The organism is Clostridium estertheticum subsp. estertheticum (assembly GCF_001877035.1).
Taxonomy (GTDB): domain Bacteria; phylum Bacillota; class Clostridia; order Clostridiales; family Clostridiaceae; genus Clostridium_AD; species Clostridium_AD estertheticum.
In genome coordinates this window covers 4,540,209-4,557,516 of sequence record NZ_CP015756.1, presented here as the reverse complement: position 1 = coordinate 4,557,516, position 17,308 = coordinate 4,540,209, and the positions used below count along the sequence as shown (strand labels likewise).

At 32.7% G+C, this 17,308-nt stretch carries 31 protein-coding genes and 1 pseudogene; 31 read left to right on the top strand and 1 reads right to left on the bottom strand.

Annotated features, from left to right (window positions below; genetic code table 11):
* The first annotated feature begins 4 nt into the window (after nt 1-4).
* The 30 genes and pseudogenes from rplP (at nt 5) to rpsI (ending at nt 15,481) form a co-directional block, all read left to right on the top strand.
* Complete coding sequence (gene rplP, locus A7L45_RS21195) at nt 5-448, top strand: 50S ribosomal protein L16 (RefSeq protein WP_071614625.1); 444 nt, start codon at nt 5-7, stop codon at nt 446-448.
* The gene (gene rpmC / locus A7L45_RS21190) at nt 438-650 is read left to right on the top strand and encodes a 50S ribosomal protein L29 (RefSeq protein ID WP_071614624.1); all 213 of its coding nucleotides are present in this window, start codon (nt 438-440) and stop codon (nt 648-650) included. Before rplP ends, rpmC begins: the two co-directional genes overlap by 11 nt.
* A gap of 21 nt (nt 651-671) precedes the next feature.
* Nucleotides 672-926, top strand: coding sequence for a 30S ribosomal protein S17 (gene rpsQ / locus A7L45_RS21185; protein ID WP_071614623.1), 255 nt, complete (start codon nt 672-674; stop codon nt 924-926).
* Between the two features lie 36 nt (nt 927-962).
* Entirely contained in the window at nt 963-1,331 is a 369-nt protein-coding gene (gene rplN, locus A7L45_RS21180) for a 50S ribosomal protein L14 (protein ID WP_071614622.1), read from the top strand.
* A 17-nt stretch (nt 1,332-1,348) separates the two neighbouring features.
* On the top strand, nt 1,349-1,672 hold the full coding sequence (gene rplX / locus A7L45_RS21175; RefSeq protein ID WP_071614621.1) for a 50S ribosomal protein L24: 324 nt from the start codon (nt 1,349-1,351) through the stop codon (nt 1,670-1,672).
* Nucleotides 1,673-1,694: 22 nt separating this feature from the next.
* Nucleotides 1,695-2,237, top strand: a complete 543-nt coding sequence (gene rplE / locus A7L45_RS21170; protein ID WP_071614620.1) for a 50S ribosomal protein L5 — start codon at nt 1,695-1,697, stop codon at nt 2,235-2,237.
* A gap of 15 nt (nt 2,238-2,252) precedes the next feature.
* Nucleotides 2,253-2,438 (top strand): type Z 30S ribosomal protein S14, encoded by a 186-nt coding sequence (locus A7L45_RS21165; RefSeq protein WP_071614619.1) that lies wholly within the window; start codon nt 2,253-2,255, stop codon nt 2,436-2,438.
* Between the two features lie 32 nt (nt 2,439-2,470).
* Nucleotides 2,471-2,869: a 30S ribosomal protein S8 gene (rpsH, locus tag A7L45_RS21160; protein WP_071614618.1), complete on the top strand. Its 399-nt coding sequence runs from the start codon at nt 2,471-2,473 to the stop codon at nt 2,867-2,869.
* Nucleotides 2,870-3,010: 141 nt separating this feature from the next.
* Entirely contained in the window at nt 3,011-3,550 is a 540-nt protein-coding gene (gene rplF, locus A7L45_RS21155) for a 50S ribosomal protein L6 (protein ID WP_071614617.1), read from the top strand.
* 19 nt (nt 3,551-3,569) lie between these two features.
* Nucleotides 3,570-3,932 carry a 50S ribosomal protein L18 gene (rplR, locus tag A7L45_RS21150; RefSeq protein ID WP_071614616.1) on the top strand — a complete coding sequence of 121 codons (363 nt, stop codon included), beginning with the start codon at nt 3,570-3,572 and terminating at the stop codon, nt 3,930-3,932.
* A gap of 17 nt (nt 3,933-3,949) precedes the next feature.
* Nucleotides 3,950-4,447: a 30S ribosomal protein S5 gene (rpsE, locus tag A7L45_RS21145; protein ID WP_071614615.1), complete on the top strand. Its 498-nt coding sequence runs from the start codon at nt 3,950-3,952 to the stop codon at nt 4,445-4,447.
* Nucleotides 4,448-4,459: 12 nt separating this feature from the next.
* Complete coding sequence (gene rpmD / locus A7L45_RS21140) at nt 4,460-4,639, top strand: 50S ribosomal protein L30 (RefSeq protein WP_071614614.1); 180 nt, start codon at nt 4,460-4,462, stop codon at nt 4,637-4,639.
* 18 nt (nt 4,640-4,657) lie between these two features.
* The gene (rplO, locus tag A7L45_RS21135; RefSeq protein WP_071614613.1) at nt 4,658-5,098 is read left to right on the top strand and encodes a 50S ribosomal protein L15; all 441 of its coding nucleotides are present in this window, start codon (nt 4,658-4,660) and stop codon (nt 5,096-5,098) included.
* Complete coding sequence (gene secY, locus A7L45_RS21130; RefSeq protein WP_071614612.1) at nt 5,099-6,379, top strand: preprotein translocase subunit SecY; 1,281 nt, start codon at nt 5,099-5,101, stop codon at nt 6,377-6,379. It abuts the gene before it with no gap.
* Nucleotides 6,380-6,401: 22 nt separating this feature from the next.
* A complete protein-coding gene (locus tag A7L45_RS21125; RefSeq protein ID WP_071614611.1) occupies nt 6,402-7,064 on the top strand; it encodes an adenylate kinase in 663 nt (220 codons plus the stop codon).
* Between the two features lie 22 nt (nt 7,065-7,086).
* Nucleotides 7,087-7,335 (top strand): annotated as a pseudogene (locus A7L45_RS21120) (M24 family metallopeptidase); the annotation flags it as partial.
* Between the two features lie 41 nt (nt 7,336-7,376).
* Complete coding sequence (locus A7L45_RS21115; RefSeq protein WP_071614609.1) at nt 7,377-7,658, top strand: KOW domain-containing RNA-binding protein; 282 nt, start codon at nt 7,377-7,379, stop codon at nt 7,656-7,658.
* 7 nt (nt 7,659-7,665) lie between these two features.
* Entirely contained in the window at nt 7,666-7,884 is a 219-nt protein-coding gene (gene infA, locus A7L45_RS21110) for a translation initiation factor IF-1 (RefSeq protein WP_071614608.1), read from the top strand.
* A gap of 15 nt (nt 7,885-7,899) precedes the next feature.
* Nucleotides 7,900-8,013: a 50S ribosomal protein L36 gene (gene rpmJ, locus A7L45_RS21105; protein WP_021122033.1), complete on the top strand. Its 114-nt coding sequence runs from the start codon at nt 7,900-7,902 to the stop codon at nt 8,011-8,013.
* A 140-nt stretch (nt 8,014-8,153) separates the two neighbouring features.
* Nucleotides 8,154-8,522 (top strand): 30S ribosomal protein S13, encoded by a 369-nt coding sequence (gene rpsM / locus A7L45_RS22455; protein ID WP_076605255.1) that lies wholly within the window; start codon nt 8,154-8,156, stop codon nt 8,520-8,522.
* 15 nt (nt 8,523-8,537) lie between these two features.
* Nucleotides 8,538-8,930, top strand: a complete 393-nt coding sequence (gene rpsK, locus A7L45_RS22450) for a 30S ribosomal protein S11 (RefSeq protein ID WP_076605254.1) — start codon at nt 8,538-8,540, stop codon at nt 8,928-8,930.
* Nucleotides 8,931-8,964: 34 nt separating this feature from the next.
* Nucleotides 8,965-9,585, top strand: a complete 621-nt coding sequence (gene rpsD, locus A7L45_RS21095; protein ID WP_071614607.1) for a 30S ribosomal protein S4 — start codon at nt 8,965-8,967, stop codon at nt 9,583-9,585.
* Nucleotides 9,586-9,646: 61 nt separating this feature from the next.
* Nucleotides 9,647-10,594, top strand: coding sequence for a DNA-directed RNA polymerase subunit alpha (locus A7L45_RS21090; protein ID WP_071614606.1), 948 nt, complete (start codon nt 9,647-9,649; stop codon nt 10,592-10,594).
* A gap of 12 nt (nt 10,595-10,606) precedes the next feature.
* On the top strand, nt 10,607-10,948 hold the full coding sequence (gene rplQ / locus A7L45_RS21085; protein WP_071614605.1) for a 50S ribosomal protein L17: 342 nt from the start codon (nt 10,607-10,609) through the stop codon (nt 10,946-10,948).
* A 153-nt stretch (nt 10,949-11,101) separates the two neighbouring features.
* Entirely contained in the window at nt 11,102-11,947 is an 846-nt protein-coding gene (locus A7L45_RS21080) for an energy-coupling factor transporter ATPase (protein WP_071614604.1), read from the top strand.
* Complete coding sequence (locus tag A7L45_RS21075; protein WP_071614603.1) at nt 11,932-12,786, top strand: energy-coupling factor transporter ATPase; 855 nt, start codon at nt 11,932-11,934, stop codon at nt 12,784-12,786. The genes A7L45_RS21080 and A7L45_RS21075 overlap by 16 nt, the downstream gene beginning before the upstream one ends.
* A 78-nt stretch (nt 12,787-12,864) precedes the next feature.
* A complete protein-coding gene (locus A7L45_RS21070) occupies nt 12,865-13,668 on the top strand; it encodes an energy-coupling factor transporter transmembrane component T family protein (RefSeq protein ID WP_071614602.1) in 804 nt (267 codons plus the stop codon).
* A 62-nt stretch (nt 13,669-13,730) separates the two neighbouring features.
* Complete coding sequence (gene truA / locus A7L45_RS21065) at nt 13,731-14,465, top strand: tRNA pseudouridine(38-40) synthase TruA (protein WP_071614601.1); 735 nt, start codon at nt 13,731-13,733, stop codon at nt 14,463-14,465.
* Nucleotides 14,466-14,629: 164 nt separating this feature from the next.
* Nucleotides 14,630-15,064: a 50S ribosomal protein L13 gene (gene rplM, locus A7L45_RS21060; protein WP_071614600.1), complete on the top strand. Its 435-nt coding sequence runs from the start codon at nt 14,630-14,632 to the stop codon at nt 15,062-15,064.
* 24 nt (nt 15,065-15,088) lie between these two features.
* Nucleotides 15,089-15,481 (top strand): 30S ribosomal protein S9, encoded by a 393-nt coding sequence (gene rpsI, locus A7L45_RS21055; protein WP_071614599.1) that lies wholly within the window; start codon nt 15,089-15,091, stop codon nt 15,479-15,481.
* A gap of 109 nt (nt 15,482-15,590) precedes the next feature.
* On the opposite strand, the gene A7L45_RS21050 is transcribed toward rpsI, so the two are convergent.
* The gene (locus A7L45_RS21050; RefSeq protein WP_071614598.1) at nt 15,591-16,247 is read right to left on the bottom strand and encodes a superoxide dismutase; all 657 of its coding nucleotides are present in this window, start codon (nt 16,245-16,247) and stop codon (nt 15,591-15,593) included.
* A gap of 150 nt (nt 16,248-16,397) precedes the next feature.
* On the opposite strand from A7L45_RS21050, the gene cwlD reads away from it, so the two are divergent.
* Nucleotides 16,398-17,114: an N-acetylmuramoyl-L-alanine amidase CwlD gene (cwlD, locus tag A7L45_RS21045; RefSeq protein WP_071614597.1), complete on the top strand. Its 717-nt coding sequence runs from the start codon at nt 16,398-16,400 to the stop codon at nt 17,112-17,114.
* The last annotated feature ends 194 nt before the right edge of the window (nt 17,115-17,308 follow it).

The window sequence follows — 17,308 nt, the reverse complement described above, 5'->3', positions numbered from 1 at the left end:
AGACATGTTAATGCCTAAGAGATCTAAACATCGTAAGGTTCAACGTGGTAGAATGAGAGGAAAAGCTACAAGAGGAAACTTTATTGCATATGGTGATTATGCATTACAAGCTATGGAATGTGGCTGGGTTAAAAGTAATCAAATTGAAGCTGCCAGAGTTGCTATCAATAGAGAAGTTAAAAGAGGCGGTAAGGTTTGGATAAAAATCTTCCCTGATAAGCCAGTAACTGAAAAACCAGCTGAAACTCGTATGGGTTCAGGTAAAGGATCAGTAGAATATTGGGTAGCAGTTGTTAAGCCAGGTAGAGTCTTATTCGAAATCGCAGGAGTAACAGAAGAAGCAGCTAGAGAGGCAATGAGACTTGCTTCACACAAACTTCCAATAAAAACTAAGTTTGTATCTAGAAAAGATTTCGAGGAAATGGGTGGTGAAGTCATTGAAGGCTAATGAATTAAAAGAATTAAGACAAAGTAATCCTCAAGATTTGCTAGTAAAAATGTCTGATCTGAAGGCAGAATTATTTAACCTTAGATTTCAGCTAGCTACTGGGCAACTAGAAAATCCTATGAGAATTAAGCAAGTAAAAAAATCTATAGCCCAAATTAAGACCATCCTTAGGCAAGAAGAAATAAAGGCTTTAGAACAGTAAAACTGAAAGGAGGTTGTTTTTGTGGAAAGAAATAATAGAAAAACAAGAACAGGTAGAGTAGTTTCTGATAAAATGGATAAGACAATAGTTGTTGCAATTGAAACAAAAGTTCGTCATCCATTATACGGAAAAATAATTAATACAACAACAAAATTTAAAGCTCATGATGAAAATAATGAAGCTAAAATTAATGATAAGGTTACAATTATGGAAACTAGACCATTATCTAAAGATAAAAGATGGAGAATTACTGGTATAGTTGAAAAAGCTAAATAACATTTCAGTTCAACGACTGAAAGGAGGGTATTCGATATGATACAACAGCAAAGTAAATTAAAAGTCGCAGATAATTCTGGTGCAAAAGAGATTATGTGTATTAGAGTATTAGGTGGTTCCAAGAGAAAATGGGGAAACATCAGTGACACAATAGTTGCTAGCGTAAAAAGTGCAACACCAGGTGGAGTTGTTAAAAAAGGTGAAGTTGTTAAAGCAGTTATAGTCAGATCAGTAAAAGGGTTAAGAAGAGCAGACGGAACATACGTTAGATTTGATGATAATGCTGCTGTTATTATAAAAGACGACAAAACCCCAAAAGGAACTCGTATATTCGGACCTGTTGCAAGGGAGTTAAGGGATAAAGACTTCACTAAGATCTTATCACTAGCGCCTGAAGTTCTATAAGATAGGAGGTGTCTAACATGGCAGTTAAAAAAGTACACGTGAAAAAAAATGATTCAGTAATGGTTATTTCAGGTAAAGACAAAGGTAAAATAAGCGAAGTCTTAGCTGTATATCCTAAAACTGGTAAAGTTTTAGTGAAAGATGTTAGTGTAATTACAAAACATCAGAAACCAAGCAAACAAAATATGCAAGGTGGAATAACTCACAGAGAAGCAGCTATTAATAGTTCTAAGGTTATGTTATATTGCACAAAATGCAAAAATGTAACGAGAATAAATAGTAAGATTCTAGAAGATGGAACTAAGGTAAGAGTTTGCAAAAAATGTGCAGAAACATTTTAATTCCTGAAAGGAGGTTTAACATATGAGTTCAAGACTACAAGAAAAATATGAAAAAGAAGTAGTTCAAGCTTTAATGGAGAAATTCGGTTATAAAAATATAATGGAAGTTCCTAAGCTTGAGAAAATAGTATTGAATATGGGAGTTGGAGAAGCTAAAGATAATTCTAAGGTTTTAGATGCAGCGCTTAGTGATATGCAGATTATTGCAGGTCAAAAGCCAATCATAACAAGAGCAAAGAAATCTATAGCTAACTTTAAATTAAGAGAAAATACACCAATAGGGTGTAAAGTTACTTTAAGAAAAGCTCAAATGTTCGAATTTGCCGATAAATTAATGAACGTTGCATTACCTAGAGTTAGAGATTTTAGAGGAGCTTCTTCTAAAGCATTTGATGGTAGAGGGAATTATGCTATAGGAATTAAAGAACAACTTATTTTTCCTGAAATAGAATATGATAAAATTGATAAAATTAGAGGAATGGATATAATATTCGTTACTACAGCAAAGACAGACGAGGAAGCAAGAGAATTATTAAGATTCCTTGGAATGCCATTTGCTCAATAATTAGGAGGGAAACATATGGCACGTAAGGCTTTAATAGAGAAATGGAAAAAAGAACCTAAATATTCAACTAGAGCTTATACAAGATGCAGACTTTGCGGAAGACCACATTCAGTATTACAAAAATTTGGTATATGCCGTATCTGTTTTAGAGAACTTGCACACAAGGGAGAAATTCCTGGTTGCAGAAAAGCAAGTTGGTAATTAGAACATTCTAATGAAAGGAGGCACGAAAAATGGTTATGACTGACCCAATCGCAGATTTGCTAACACGTATAAGAAATGCAAATGTTGTAAGACATGAAATAGTAGAAGTACCTTCATCAACTATAAAGAAGGAAATAGCAAATATATTACTTCAAGAAGGGTACCTTAAAAATATCGAAGAGTACAATGATGGTGTCGTTCCTATGATGAGACTTGCAATGAAATATGGTCAAAACAAGGAAAGAGTTATCACTGGACTTAAGAGAATATCTAAACCTGGTTTAAGAGTATATTCTAAAAATGAAGATATTCCAAAAGTATTGAATGGATTAGGAGTTGCTATAATATCAACTTCTAAAGGATTAGTAGCAGATAGAGAAGCTAGAAAATTAGGCCTAGGCGGAGAAGTTATTTGTTATATTTGGTAGTCTAATAATTCTAAGGCATAACGACTATAATTTGTTATGTACATAGTAATAATGGATAATTAGTTAACAATTAAAAGAGATATATGGGATATAATTATTAATAATGGTTATATGTCTGAAAAGAATACAGGAGGTGTAAGTATGTCAAGAATCGGAAGACTTCCAGTAGTTATACCTAATGGAGTAACTGTTACAGTTTCACCAGTGAATGTTGTTAATGTAAAAGGACCAAAAGGTGAACTAACTCAAAACATGAGTACTAAAATGAATATAGCTATGGAAGACAATACTGTGGTAGTTACAAGACCGAGTGATGTAAAAGAGCATAGAGCTCTTCATGGATTGACAAGATCATTAATAAACAATATGGTTATTGGTGTTGTAGAAGGATATGAGAAAACACTTGAATTAGTTGGCGTTGGTTATAGAGCTCAACTTAAAGATGGTAAAATAACATTAAGCCTTGGATATTCACATCCAGTTATAATTGATGCAGTTCCAGGAATCCAATTTATATTACCAGATGCTAATAAAATAATAGTAAAAGGTATTGATAAACAATTAGTTGGAGCTGTTGCAGCAGAAATAAGAACTTGGAGAAAACCAGAACCTTACAAAGGCAAAGGAATCAGATATTCTGGAGAAATTGTTAGACGTAAGGAAGGTAAAACAGGTAAATAAGTAGGAAGGAGTGAATGATGTGTTCAAGAAAGACGATAGACAAAAGTCAAGAGTTAAGCGTCATCTTAGAGTTCGTAAAAAGATCTCTGGTACAGCAGAAAGACCAAGATTAGCTGTATATAGAAGTGAAAAGAACATATATGCTCAAGTAATAGATGATGTTGCAAAAATCACATTAGTTTCTGCTTCAAGCATAGATAAAGCTTTTGAACCAAAAGTAGGAAGTAATAAAGATGCGGCAAAATTAGTAGGTAAAATGATTGCTGAAAGAGCACTTGAAAAAGGAATAAATGAAGTAGTATTTGACAGAGGCGGATATGTATATCACGGTAGAGTACAAATCCTCGCTGAAGGAGCAAGAGAAGCTGGACTTAAATTCTAAGAGAAGGAGGGAAACACATGAAAATTGATCCTAGCACATTAGATCTTAAAGAAAAAGTAGTTAACATAAACAGAGTTGCTAAGGTTGTTAAAGGTGGAAGAAACTTCAGATTCAGCGCATTAGTTGTTGTTGGAGACGAAAACGGACACGTTGGCGTTGGTATGGGTAAATCTGTAGAAATTCCTGAAGCAATTAGAAAAGGAATAGAAGATGCTAAGAAAAATCTAGTAAACGTGGCTATGGTTGGAACAACTATTCCACATACTATTGATGGTAAGTTTGGTACTTCTGTTATACACATAATGCCCGGTGCTGAAGGTACGGGAGTTCTAGCTGGCGGTCCAGTTAGAGCGGTTCTAGAATTATCAGGATTAAAGGACGTTAGAGCTAAATCTTTAGGTTCTAGTAATCCTAGAAATGTAGTTAATGCTACTATTGATGGGTTATCAAGATTGAGAACAGCAGAAGACGTTGCTAAATTAAGAGGTAAGACTGTAGAAGAAATTTTAAGATAGGAGGGGAAAACCTTGGCTAAAGTTAAAATAACATTGGTTAAAAGCTTAATTGGTAGAAAGAAAGAACATATCGCTACTGTTAATGCTTTAGGATTAAGAAAAATACGAAAAAGTGTTGAGCACGAGGAAACTCCTCAGATCAAAGGCATGATTAACAAAGTAATATATTTAATAAATGTAGAGCAAGTATAAAAACGAGGAGGTGTTGACATGAAACTTCATGAGTTAAAACCTGCGGAAGGTTCAAAAAAATCTCCTAAGAGAATCGGTAGAGGTACTGCTTCAGGTTGGGGAAAAACTGCGGGAAGAGGTCAAGATGGACAGAACTCTAGATCTGGTGGTGGAACAAGACCAGGATTTGAAGGAGGCCAAATGCCTTTATATAGGAGATTACCTAAAAGAGGTTTTACAAATATTTTTGCAAAACAATACTCTTGTATAAATGTAGATAGGCTTAATGTATTCGAAGATGGTACTGAAGTTACACAGGAATTGTTAGTAGAGAAAAGAATCGTAAGAAAGATACATGACGGAGTTAAAATACTTGGTAATGGTAATTTAGAAAAGAATTTAACTGTAAAAGTATCTAAACTCTCGAAAGCAGCAGCTGAAAAAATTACAGCAGCTGGAGGAAAAGTTGAGGTGATATAAATGCTATCAACCATACGTAATGCCTGGAAAATTCCTGATTTAAAAAAACGTATGATATTTACGCTACTTATGGTTGTAATTATACGGGTAGGTATTTTCATTCCTGTTCCCGGTGTAGATGCTAGCAAGTTAGCAAGTTTAACTAGTAATGGAGGAACATTACTTAGTTTTTACAATATGCTTTCGGGTGGTGCATTTGGTAAGTTTAGTATTTTCGCAATGGGTGTTGGTCCATACATAAATGCATCTATTATAATGCAATTACTAGTAATCGCAATTCCTTCTTTAGAGCAACTTTCTAAAGAAGGACTCGAAGGACGTAAGAAAATACAAGATTATACTAGATATGCTTCAATAGTACTTGGAGTTTTGCAGGCCTTTGGCTTGTATGCTGCTATTGCAGGGACTGGAGCATTTTCGGATACATCTAGTTTAACCATATTTTTGGTGGTACTAACGATGACTACTGCATCAACATTTTTGGTGTGGATAGGTGAACAAATAACAGGTAAAGGTATTGGTAATGGTATTTCATTGATAATATTTATTAATATTATATCTGGATTACCTGACCTTGCATATAAAATTGCTGGACTTCAAAAGGCAGGCACTGTAAGTTTTGTTGAGGTTATATTGTTTGTTGTAATTGCTGTGGCATTATTAATTGCAGTAGTAATAGCAAGTTTAAGTGAAAGAAGAATTCCAGTTCAATATGCAGGTAAAGCTGTTGGAAATAAAGTTTTTAAAGGACAATCAACACATATTCCAATTGGAGTAAATGCATCTGGAGTTATCGGTATAATCTTTGCAATGTCAGTAATGATGTTTCCAGCAACAATAGCACAGGTAAAACCTACATCTTCAATTGCAAAATTCATCACGGGAAGTCGTTGGAGCGTATTTGAAGCAAATACTTGGAAATATGCATTGGTGTATTTTGTATTAATAGTATTCTTTACATGGTTTTATACTCAGGTAACATTTAAACCAGATGAAATGGCAGAAAATATGCATAAATCATCAGGTTTCATACCAGGTATTAGACCGGGCGAGAATACGGCAACATATATCGATAGTGTACTTACTAAGATTTCAATCCTTGGAGGAGTATTTGCGGGTGTTATAGCATTGTTTCCTATTATTACAGAAGGATTTACTCAATTCAAGGGAATATACTTTGGAGGTACAATGTTATTAATTATGGTTAATGTTGGCCTTGAAACGTTGAGACAACTTGAATCACAATTAGTAATGCGTCATTACAAGGGATTTCTTAAATAAAATAATACCAGGAGATGATACTATGAGAATAATCTTATTAGGTCCTCCGGGAGCTGGAAAAGGAACTCAAGCTAAATCAATTAGTAATAAGTTCTCAATACCACATATATCAACAGGGGATATATTCAGAAAAAATATTTCAGAAAAAACCCCTCTTGGAATTGAAGCTAAGAGACATATTGATAAGGGGCATTTAGTCCCTGATAAATTGACTATAGATATAATAAAAGATAGGTTAGATAATGAAGATTGTGTTAATGGATTTTTATTAGATGGCTATCCTAGAACTGTCAATCAAGGTGAAGCTTTAAAAACTTTATTGGATGAAAAAGATATTCACCTTGATACAGCATTATTAATAAAGGTTCCTAGAGAATTCATTCTAGATAGAATGACTGGTCGTAGAGTTTGCCTTGCATGTGGTGCTAGTTATCATATTGCATTTAATCCATCGAAAGTAGATGGTAAATGTGATTTATGTGGAAGTGATCTTGTTCAAAGAGCTGATGACACTGAAGTAACCGTTAATGAACGGATTGACATATATGAAGCTCAAACACAACCATTGATAAAGTATTACGGTGACAAAAACTTATTATCAGAAGTTGACGGGACACAAGAAATTAATAGTGTATTTGACAGTATATGTAGTATCTTAGCTGAGATAAAAAATGATAAACATTAAAAATGATGTGGAAATTTAATTTATGAAAGATGCGGGTAAAGTGGTTGTAGAAACTCTTGCAATAATTGAAGAGGTAATAAAACCTGAAATAACCATTGCAGAACTAAATAAATTAGCTGAAGAGTTCATAATAAAACAGGGTGCTAGATCATCTTTTAAGGGTTATTGTGGATTTCCAGCGTTCATATCTACATCTGTTAATGATGAAGTGGTTCACGGAATTCCATCTAACCGGGTTTTACTTGAAGGAGACATAATTAGCATAGATTGTATTCCTGAAATATTAACATTGAACTAATTGAGGTGAATGATTTGGAGAAAAATAGCCTTATAGGTAAGGTGGTACATTCTAAAGCAGGCAGGGATATGCACAAAACATTTATTATTGTAGGTATACTAAGTAATGAATATGTGTACATTTCTGACGGAGAGTTAAGAAGGATCGAGAAACCTAAAAAGAAGAAGATTAAACATCTAAAATTTACAGGCACTGTAGCTGAAGAAATTAGGGATATAATTTTATCTGAAAAAGAGGTTACTAATTCTAAAATTAAAATATTTTTGCAGTCTGCAGATATTGGTAAGGAGGTTTGATTACCTTATGTCAAAAGATGATATAATAGAAATGCAAGGTGTGGTAGTAGAAACTTTGCCCAATGCAATATTTCAAGTTGAATTGGAGAGTGGGCATAAAATATTAGCTCATATCTCGGGTAAGTTAAGAATGAATTTCATAAGAATATTACCAGGAGACAAGGTTACAGTAGAACTTTCCCCATATGATTTGACACGTGGGAGAATAACTTGGAGAGACAAGTAATAAGGAGGGTTAGCTATGAAAGTAAGACCATCAGTTAAACCTATGTGTGAAAAATGTAAGGTTATTAAGAGAAAAGGAAGAGTAATGGTTATCTGTGAAAATCCTAAGCATAAACAAAAACAAGGTTGATCGGTTTTATTTATAAGAAATATTAACAGAAATAGTAATACAAAGTTAATATTAATAATAATAAATCGTTATTACATCGTTTAAAAGATATAGATGTGATAAAATTATAACAACAATTACGTGGGAGGTGTAAACAGTAAATGGCAAGAATAGCAGGTATTGACCTACCAAGGGAAAAAAGAGTTGAAATAGGTTTAACATATATATTTGGTATAGGCTTAACAAAGTCACAAGGTATTATTAAAACTGTTGGGATAAATCCTGATACAAGAGTTAAGGACTTAACAGAAGAAGAAGTTAATGAGTTAAGAACATACATTCAAAAGAATTTTATAATTGAGGGTGACTTAAGAAGAAGAGTTGCATTAGATATAAAAAGGTTAATGGAAGTTGGATGTTATAGAGGCATAAGACATAGAAAAGGTCTTCCAGTAAGAGGACAAAAAACTAAAACTAATGCAAGAACAAGAAAAGGCCCTAAGAAAACAATGGCGGGCAAGAAGAAATAGTAAGGAGGGAATAATATGGCTCAGAAAGTTAAAAGAAGTAGAAGAAAAAAAGAAAGAAAAAATGTTGAGCACGGTTGTGCACACATAAAGTCTACTTTCAATAATTCCATCGTTACACTTACAGATGCAGCTGGTAATGCTTTATCTTGGTCTAGTGCAGGTGGATTAGGTTTTAGAGGATCTAGAAAGAGTACTCCATTCGCAGCTCAAATGGCAGCAGAAGCTGCTACAAAAGCAGCTATGGAGCACGGACTAAAGAGTGTTGACGTATTTGTTAAAGGACCAGGAGCAGGTAGAGAAGCGGCAATTAGGTCACTTCAAGCGGCTGGATTAGAAATTACATTAATCAAAGACGTTACTCCAATTCCTCATAATGGATGTAGACCACCAAAGAGAAGAAGAGTTTGATTTATAGTTTATAAAAACAGGAGGTGTAATTTGAATGGCAAGATATACTGGAGCTACTTGTAGACTTTGCAGAAGAGAAGGTATGAAGCTCAACCTTAAGGGTGATAGATGCTTTACAGATAAATGTGCATTTGCCAGAAGAGGCTATGCACCAGGACAACATGGACAAAGCAAGAAAAAAATGTCCAATTACGGATTACAGTTAAGAGAAAAACAAAAAGCTAAGAGAATATACGGAGTACTTGAAAGTCAATTTAGAAGATACTATGAAAAGGCTGACAAGTTAAGAGGAATAACAGGTGAGAACCTATTAAGACTCTTAGAAGTCAGACTTGATAATGTAGTTTATAGATTGGGTTATGGTAATTCAAGACAAGAAGCTAGGCAACTAGTTACTCACGGACATTTCTTAGTTAATGGTAAAAAGGTAGATATTCCTTCTTACAGTTTAACAGCAAATGAAGTAGTGTCTGCATGTGAAAAAAGCAGAGCTACTGAGAAGTTTAAGGTTTTCATTGAAAACCCTAAAACTTTACCAAATTGGTTAGAAGCTAACTTAGAAAAATTTGAAGGAAAAGTTTTAGCACAACCAACTAGGGAAGATATAGATGTTCCTGTTAATGAAACGTTAATCGTCGAATTATACAGTAAATAGTCATCAATATAGAATCAGTTGCCCTCATAATAGGTTGCCAATTAAAAAAGGGAGGGTTTATATGTTGGAAATAGAAAAGCCAAAAATAGAATGTGTAGAAACAGCTGAAGATGGTTCTTATGGTAAATTTATAATTGAACCATTGGAAAGAGGTTATGGTATAACTTTAGGTAATGCATTAAGAAGAATTCTTCTTTCTTCTTTACCTGGAGTTGCTACAACAGCAGTTAAGATTGATACAGTACTTCACGAATTTTCCACAGTTAAAGGTGTTAAAGAAGATGTTACAGAATTAATTCTAAACATTAAAAGCTTAGCACTTACAATGGAAGGTGAAGGTCCTAGAACAGTTTATATTGATGCTAAAGGACCCGGAGTAGTTACTGGAGCAGACATTAGCACTGATGGAGATGTAGTGGTAGTTAATAGTGACTTGCATATAGCAACATTGGATGACGATGCTAAATTATATATGGAACTAACTGTTAATAAAGGTAGAGGATATGTGTCTATGGCTAAAAATAAGACAGATGAATTGCCAATAGCTACGATACCAGTAGATTCAATTTATACTCCAGTTAAAAGAGTAAATTTTGCTGTTGAAAACACAAGAGTAGGCCAAATCACTGATTATGATAAATTGACAATTGAAATTTGGACTAATGGTACAATTAGACCAGATGAGGCTATTGGTTTATCAGCTAAAATTCTTATCGAACACTTTAAATTATTTATGACATTAACAGATCATGCTGATAATGTTGAAATAATGGTTGAAAAAGAAGAAGATAAGAAAGAAAAAGTTCTTGAAATGACTATTGAAGAATTAGACCTTTCAGTTAGAAGCTATAATTGCTTGAAAAGAGCTGGAATTAATACAGTTCAAGAATTAACAGAAAGATCAATGGATGATATGATGAAGGTTAGAAATTTAGGTAAGAAATCACTTGAAGAAGTTGAACAGAAACTTCAGGCTTTGAGTTTGAATTTGAAACTAACTGAAGAGTAAGGAGGGAAATACATGGCAATGTATCGTAAATTAGGCCGTTCCACTGATCAAAGAATTGCAATGTTTAGAAGTCTTGCAACTAATTTGTTGAAGTATGGTAAAATTGAAACTACAGTAACTAGAGCAAAAGAAACTAGAAAATTTGCTGAAAGAATGATAACTCTTGGAAAAAGAGGAGATCTTCATGCTAGAAGACAAGCACTTGCATTCATTACTGAAGAAAGCGTAGTTAAAGATTTATTTGATAATATTGCACCCAAATACGCTGAGAGAAACGGCGGATATACTAGAATTATGAAAATGGGTCCAAGAAGAGGCGACGCAGCAGAAATGAGTATAATTGAATTAGTATAGTTTAAGCAAAGGGGATTAAGTGGGAACAAACTTAATCCCCATTTTATTATTAATATTTAATTGATTTTGAAAAAGATTTCTACTGAAGTTGTGATTAAATAATTTAGTAGATTTTTAATTTTATCATATTTATAAACGTTGGGAGTGACACTTATGGGTGAAAAAATGGTTATATGTAATAAACTTGTTTATAAGTACCCGCAAAGTGAAGGTGAAGAACCTAAAGTTGCCATAGATGGATTAGATCTAGAGGTTAATAGGGGCGAATTTTTAGTGGTACTAGGCCATAATGGCTCAGGAAAATCAACTTTTGCTAAACATATAAATGCACTACTAATACCAACAGACGGGGAAATTTATGTGGATGGATTACAAACATCTGTAGAAGCTAATCTATGGAACATTAGAAATGTAGCTGGTATGGTATTTCAAAATCCAGATAATCAAATTGTTGCAACTATAGTAGAAGAAGATGTAGCATTTGGTCCAGAGAACTTAGGATTAGACCCTAAGGAAATTAGAAAAAGAGTGGATGATGCGTTAAAAAGTGTACATATGTATGAATATAGAAAACATGCTCCGCATTTGCTTTCAGGTGGTCAAAAACAAAGAGTAGCTATTGCAGGTATTCTTGCTATGATGCCCAAATGCATTGTTTTCGATGAACCAACAGCAATGCTTGATCCATATGGAAGAAAAGAAGTTATGAGCACTATAAAAAAAATAAACAAAAATTATGGGATAACAATAATTCTAATAACTCATAATATGGAAGAAGCGGTAGAAGCGGATAGAATAGTAGTTATGGATAGTGGTAAAATTGTAATGAATGGAAAACCAAAAGAAATATTTAAGAATGTAGCTATTATGAAACAAATAGGCTTAGATGTTCCGCAGGTAACAGAACTTGCGTACGAACTTAGACAGAAGGGTATTAATATAGGATCTGATATACTAACTATAAATGAGATGGTGAATGCATTATGTCAATTAAAATAGAAAATCTAACATATATATATATGCCAAAAACTCCTTTTGAAAAAAAAGCTATAGATGATGTATCTATAGAAATAAAGCAAGGAGAATTTGTGGCACTCATTGGGCATACCGGCTCAGGTAAATCGACACTAATTCAACATATAAATGGTTTACTAAAACCAACTTCAGGTACGATTTTAGTAGATGATATTGATATAACAAAGAAAAAAATGAAATTAACAAATATAAGAAAAAAAGTTGGGCTAGTATTTCAATATCCTGAATATCAACTTTTTGAAGAAACTATTGAAAAAGACATTTCATTTGGACCTCGAAATTTAGGTTTAGATAATGATGAAATAAATAGAAGAGTTCAAAGGGCTATGAAAATTGTTGGACTTGGTTATGAAGAATATAAAGATAAATCACCTTTTGAGATAAGTGGTGGACAAAAGAGAAGAGTAGCTATTGCGGGAGTAGTGGCTATGGAACCAAAAGTGTTGATCTTAGATGAACCAACTGCAGGACTTGATCCAAAAGGAAGAGATGACATCTTAAATAAAATTGTTGAGCTTTATAAAGCAAACAATATGACTATAATTTTAGTATCACATAGTATGGAAGATGTAGCTAAAGTTGCAAATAGAGTTTTAGTAATGGATAAAGGAAAATGTATCTTAGATGGAACACCTGAGAAGGTTTTTAGAGAGATAGATACCTTAGAAAGTGTTGGCCTCGCAGTACCGCAGGTAACATATTTAATTAGGGAACTTCGTAATAAAGGATTTGATTTATCACAAGATATATTCACCATAGAAAAAGCAAAACAAGAGTTGTTTAAGATACTCAAAAAAGATTAGTATGACTCTTTTGCTTAACTAAGACATCATATTTAAAACAGTAATATGTGCTTTTTATAGCGTTTTGGAGGAATTTGTATGATCAAAGATATTACAATAGGACAATATATACCAGGAGATTCTTTTATACATAAGTTAGACCCAAGATTTAAGATATTAATATCTATATTATTTATTATTGACTTATTTCTGGTAAACAATTTTGAAGGCTACTTATATGTATTTATATTTATATTAGCCACAATATTAATAGCAAAGCTATCTTTAAAGTACATTTATAGCGGATTAAAGCCAATCTTAATTTTATTACTTATTACGGCAGTATTAAATATTTTTATGACTGGTGGGAATGGAAGTCTTCCACTTATTCAATGGCATTTTATAAAAATTTATAAAGAAGGTTTAATTATTGCCGCATTTATGATTATTAGACTAGTGTTTTTAATTATGGGAACATCAATACTAACACTTACAACATCACCTATAGAATTAACTGATGGTATAGAGAGCCTCCTTAATCCATTTAAAAAAATAGGGTTGCCGGCTCATGAGTTGGCAATGATGATGACTATAGCGTTAAGGTTTATTCCGACGTTAATGGATGAGACCGATAAAATCATGAAAGCGCAAATGGCCAGAGGTGCTGATTTCGAATCTGGTAATTTAATAAGTAGGGCTAAAAGTTTAATCCCTATTCTAGTACCTTTATTTATAAGTTCTTTTAGGCGGGCAGATGAATTAGCGATGGCTATGGAATCTAGATGCTATAAGGGCGGAGAAGGAAGAACTAGAATGAAACAACTAAAAGTAACTAAAAGAGATTATATTGCAAGTTGTTCCTTTATACTGCTGTTTGTCATTACTATTGTTAGTAGAACATAACATTCTCCTATAATGCAAATGGTTATTAAATTCTATCTATAAGTAGAAAGGGGCATGATGCAGTGAGAAACATCAAGATTATTATAGAATACGATGGAACAAACTACTCAGGATGGCAAAGACAAAATAATGTTATGACTATTCAAGAGAAAATTGAGAGTGCTATCGAGGAACTTACGGGTGAAAAAACTCAAATTACAGGTTCTAGCAGAACTGATGCTGGAGTTCATGCAAAGGGTTATACAGGTAACTTTTACACTAATAGCAAAATAGTCATAGAAAAATTTACAGGAGCTATTAATAGTAAGCTCCCAAGAGATATTGTTATTTTACAGTCTTTTGAGGTTCCATATGAGTTTCATTCAAGGTATAACAGTATGGGTAAGATGTATAGTTATACTATAATTAATAGACGACAAGCTGTTGCAGTAGGGCGTGATTACATATACCATCATAAGCAAATATTAGATGTAGAGGCTATGCAAATAGGTGCCCAGTATTTTATGGGTACTCATGATTTCTCTGCTTTCAAAAATTTAGGTAGTTCTGCGAAAACTTCAGTAAGAACTATTTCTAGGCTAGATATTGTAAAGAATGAAGAGATTATAAAAATATATATTGCAGCTGATGGATTTTTATACAATATGGTTAGAATAATAGTTGGAGCATTAATTAGAGTTGGGGAAGGGAAAATAAAACCAAGCGAGATTAAAGATATAATTGAGTCGAAACAGAGATCAAAGGCTGGAAAATCTGTTCCGGCGAATGGATTATGTTTAGAAGAAGTTTTTTATTAAAATAAAAGCAATAAAATTGTAACATGCTTATGTAAAAGCATTGACACACCCGGTAGAATGTATTATACTTATTAATGTTTGTATAAAATATCGTGTATAAGATCCACTAGCCCCGGATCTTTAGCATAGAGTTTTAATTGTTAAAAGTTCAGGGAGGGAAAATAATGAAATCATACTTAGCAAAACCACTAGAAGTAGAAAGAAAATGGTTCGTTGTAGATGTAGAAGGAAAAGTTTTAGGAAGGGCAGCAAGTCAAATAGCTGCAATACTAAGAGGAAAACATAAACCAACATTTACGCCACATGTAGATACAGGTGACTTTGTAATTGTAATAAATGCAGATAAGATAGTTTTAACTGGTAAGAAATTAGACCAAAAAATGTTAAGACATCACTCTCATTATCCAGGTGGATTAAAAGAAGTTCCATATAGAGTAGCATTAGCTAAAAAGCCTGAGTTCATTTTTGAAGAGGCAGTTAGAAGAATGCTTCCAACGGGACCATTAGGTCGTCAAACACTTAAAAAAATGATCGTTTACAGAGGACCAGAACATAAGAATGAAGCACAAAACCCAGAAGTACTAGTACTTAAATACTAATTAGATTCGAAGGGAGGATATATAATGGCAAAGGTTCAATATATAGGAACAGGAAGAAGAAAAACATCAGTTGCTAGAGTAAGACTTGTACCTGGAGAAGGTAAAATTATTATAAATAAAAGAGCTATAGAAAACTATTTTGGATTAGAAACTTTAATTCTTATAGTTAACCAGCCGTTAGTATTAACTGGAACTAAAGATAAATTTGATGTTTTAGTTAATGTTAATGGTGGTGGATATACAGGTCAAGCTGGAGCAATAAGACATGGTATCTCTAGATCTTTATTAAAAGCTGATCTAACTTTAAGACCAGAACTTAAAAAAGCAGGATTCTTAACAAGAGATCCTAGAATGACAGAAAGAAAGAAATACGGTCTTAAAAAAGCAAGAAGAGCATCTCAATTCTCAAAGAGATAATAATAGTAAAGTTGAAAACCCTTCAAACATTTATGTTTGTAGGGTTTTTTTTTTTATAAAAAAATTGAAACGTAATTAGCAAATAATTAGTAGATATTTAGAGATTATTTTAATAAGAATAAGGATAATATCTGTTTTTTTTAATATTCTTTGACATCATATCCATAGACTTAAGGGGAGAAATATATCTCTCGAATCTTTCATTTAAAACATTCCAATTTATATTCTCAATAAATGTAGAAATGTATTTTTTTCTATTTGTACCAAAATCCATAAAGTATGCATGCTCGTAAACATCCATTATGAGTATTGGACAAGAAAGCCATACTGCACCATTATCATGTGAATCACTTCCTACTATGTGCAAACTGTTATCAAGTAGATCAAGGGTAAGTACTGCCCAACCCCTCATTGATAATCCTACGTTTGTAAGGTATGAAATAAAATTATCATAGGATAAAAATTGATTTATTATAGCATTAAATATTGGACCATAAGGTGTGTTATTGCCTCCGGTCATATTTTCAAAGTATAGATTATGGAGTTTTACGCCGTTTAATGAGTATGTTTCGCCTCGTTTTAAAGAACGCATTTTAGAATAAGTGGGGTTACTATCATTATAATTATCAGGTGTGTATGGAGTATTCCAAATTTCGTTTAATTTGGTTACATAACCTGTATACAATTTATAATGTTCGTCTAGTTGTTTTTTAGAAATTCCTTGGACTGATTCAAAATCAAATGTTTTAGGTTTAAGATTATACATTAAATCACCTCTTTAAATAATATATTATGTTATATAATATGTTATAAAATTAGAGTGGTGTATTTATTCTTTTTTGAGTACTTAAACAATAATAAATCAATGAACCGTTGAATAAAATTACACATAGCAATAAATAAAAGGATGGGTGAATTGAAGTACAGAAATAATAAAATGATAGCTATTGTCATGGTAATTGCTATAGGAATGGTAAGTTTTATAGGTATAAATATAGGGATTGCAAAAGAAACTATGAATTCTAATCAACTAGGTAATAAAAAAATACTTATTGATTCTGGTCATGGGGGAATGGATGGTGGAACTAGCTCTAAGGAGGGGACGATAGAAAAAAACATCAATTTAATTATAGCAACAAAACTTAAGGCTAGTTTGCAAAAGGCAGGATATGAGGTAGTTATGACAAGAGAGGATGATAAAGGGCTTTATTCAAATAAGGGGACTATAAGAGAGAAGTATCGTGAAGATTTAAAAAAGAGGTGTGATTTAAAAAAGTCCAGCAACTGTGATATGTTTGTTAGCATTCATTTGAATTATTTTACCGAGAGCAAATATTATGGAGCACAAGTATGGTATTCAAATTATAAAGATAGTTCTATATTGGCGAGTGCAATTCAGAAAAATTTTAAGGTGGATTTAGATTCTAATAATAAGAGAGTACCTAAAGCTGCTAAAAGTTCTTATAAGATATTAAGGGAGAATGATGTTATGCCGAGTGTCATAGTGGAATGTGGATTCTTATCAAATTATGAGGAAGAACAAAAATTAAAGTCTGATGAGTATCAAGGGAAAATAGCAGGATCAATAAGTAAATCAATATGCGAATTTTATAAAAACAATTTACAGGAATAAACAATTATATTGAGGTGTTTTTAGAATTCTTTTAATTGCAGACTAAAGAGATATATTATTAAAACAATATGTCTTTTTAGTTTGTATTTTTTGAATAACATTAGGTATGGATTAACTAATCTTAAAACTTCCTTTTCTTTATTGATACCTATCATAATATGAGGGATCAGAAATTTTGCTACAAGGTTATGAAT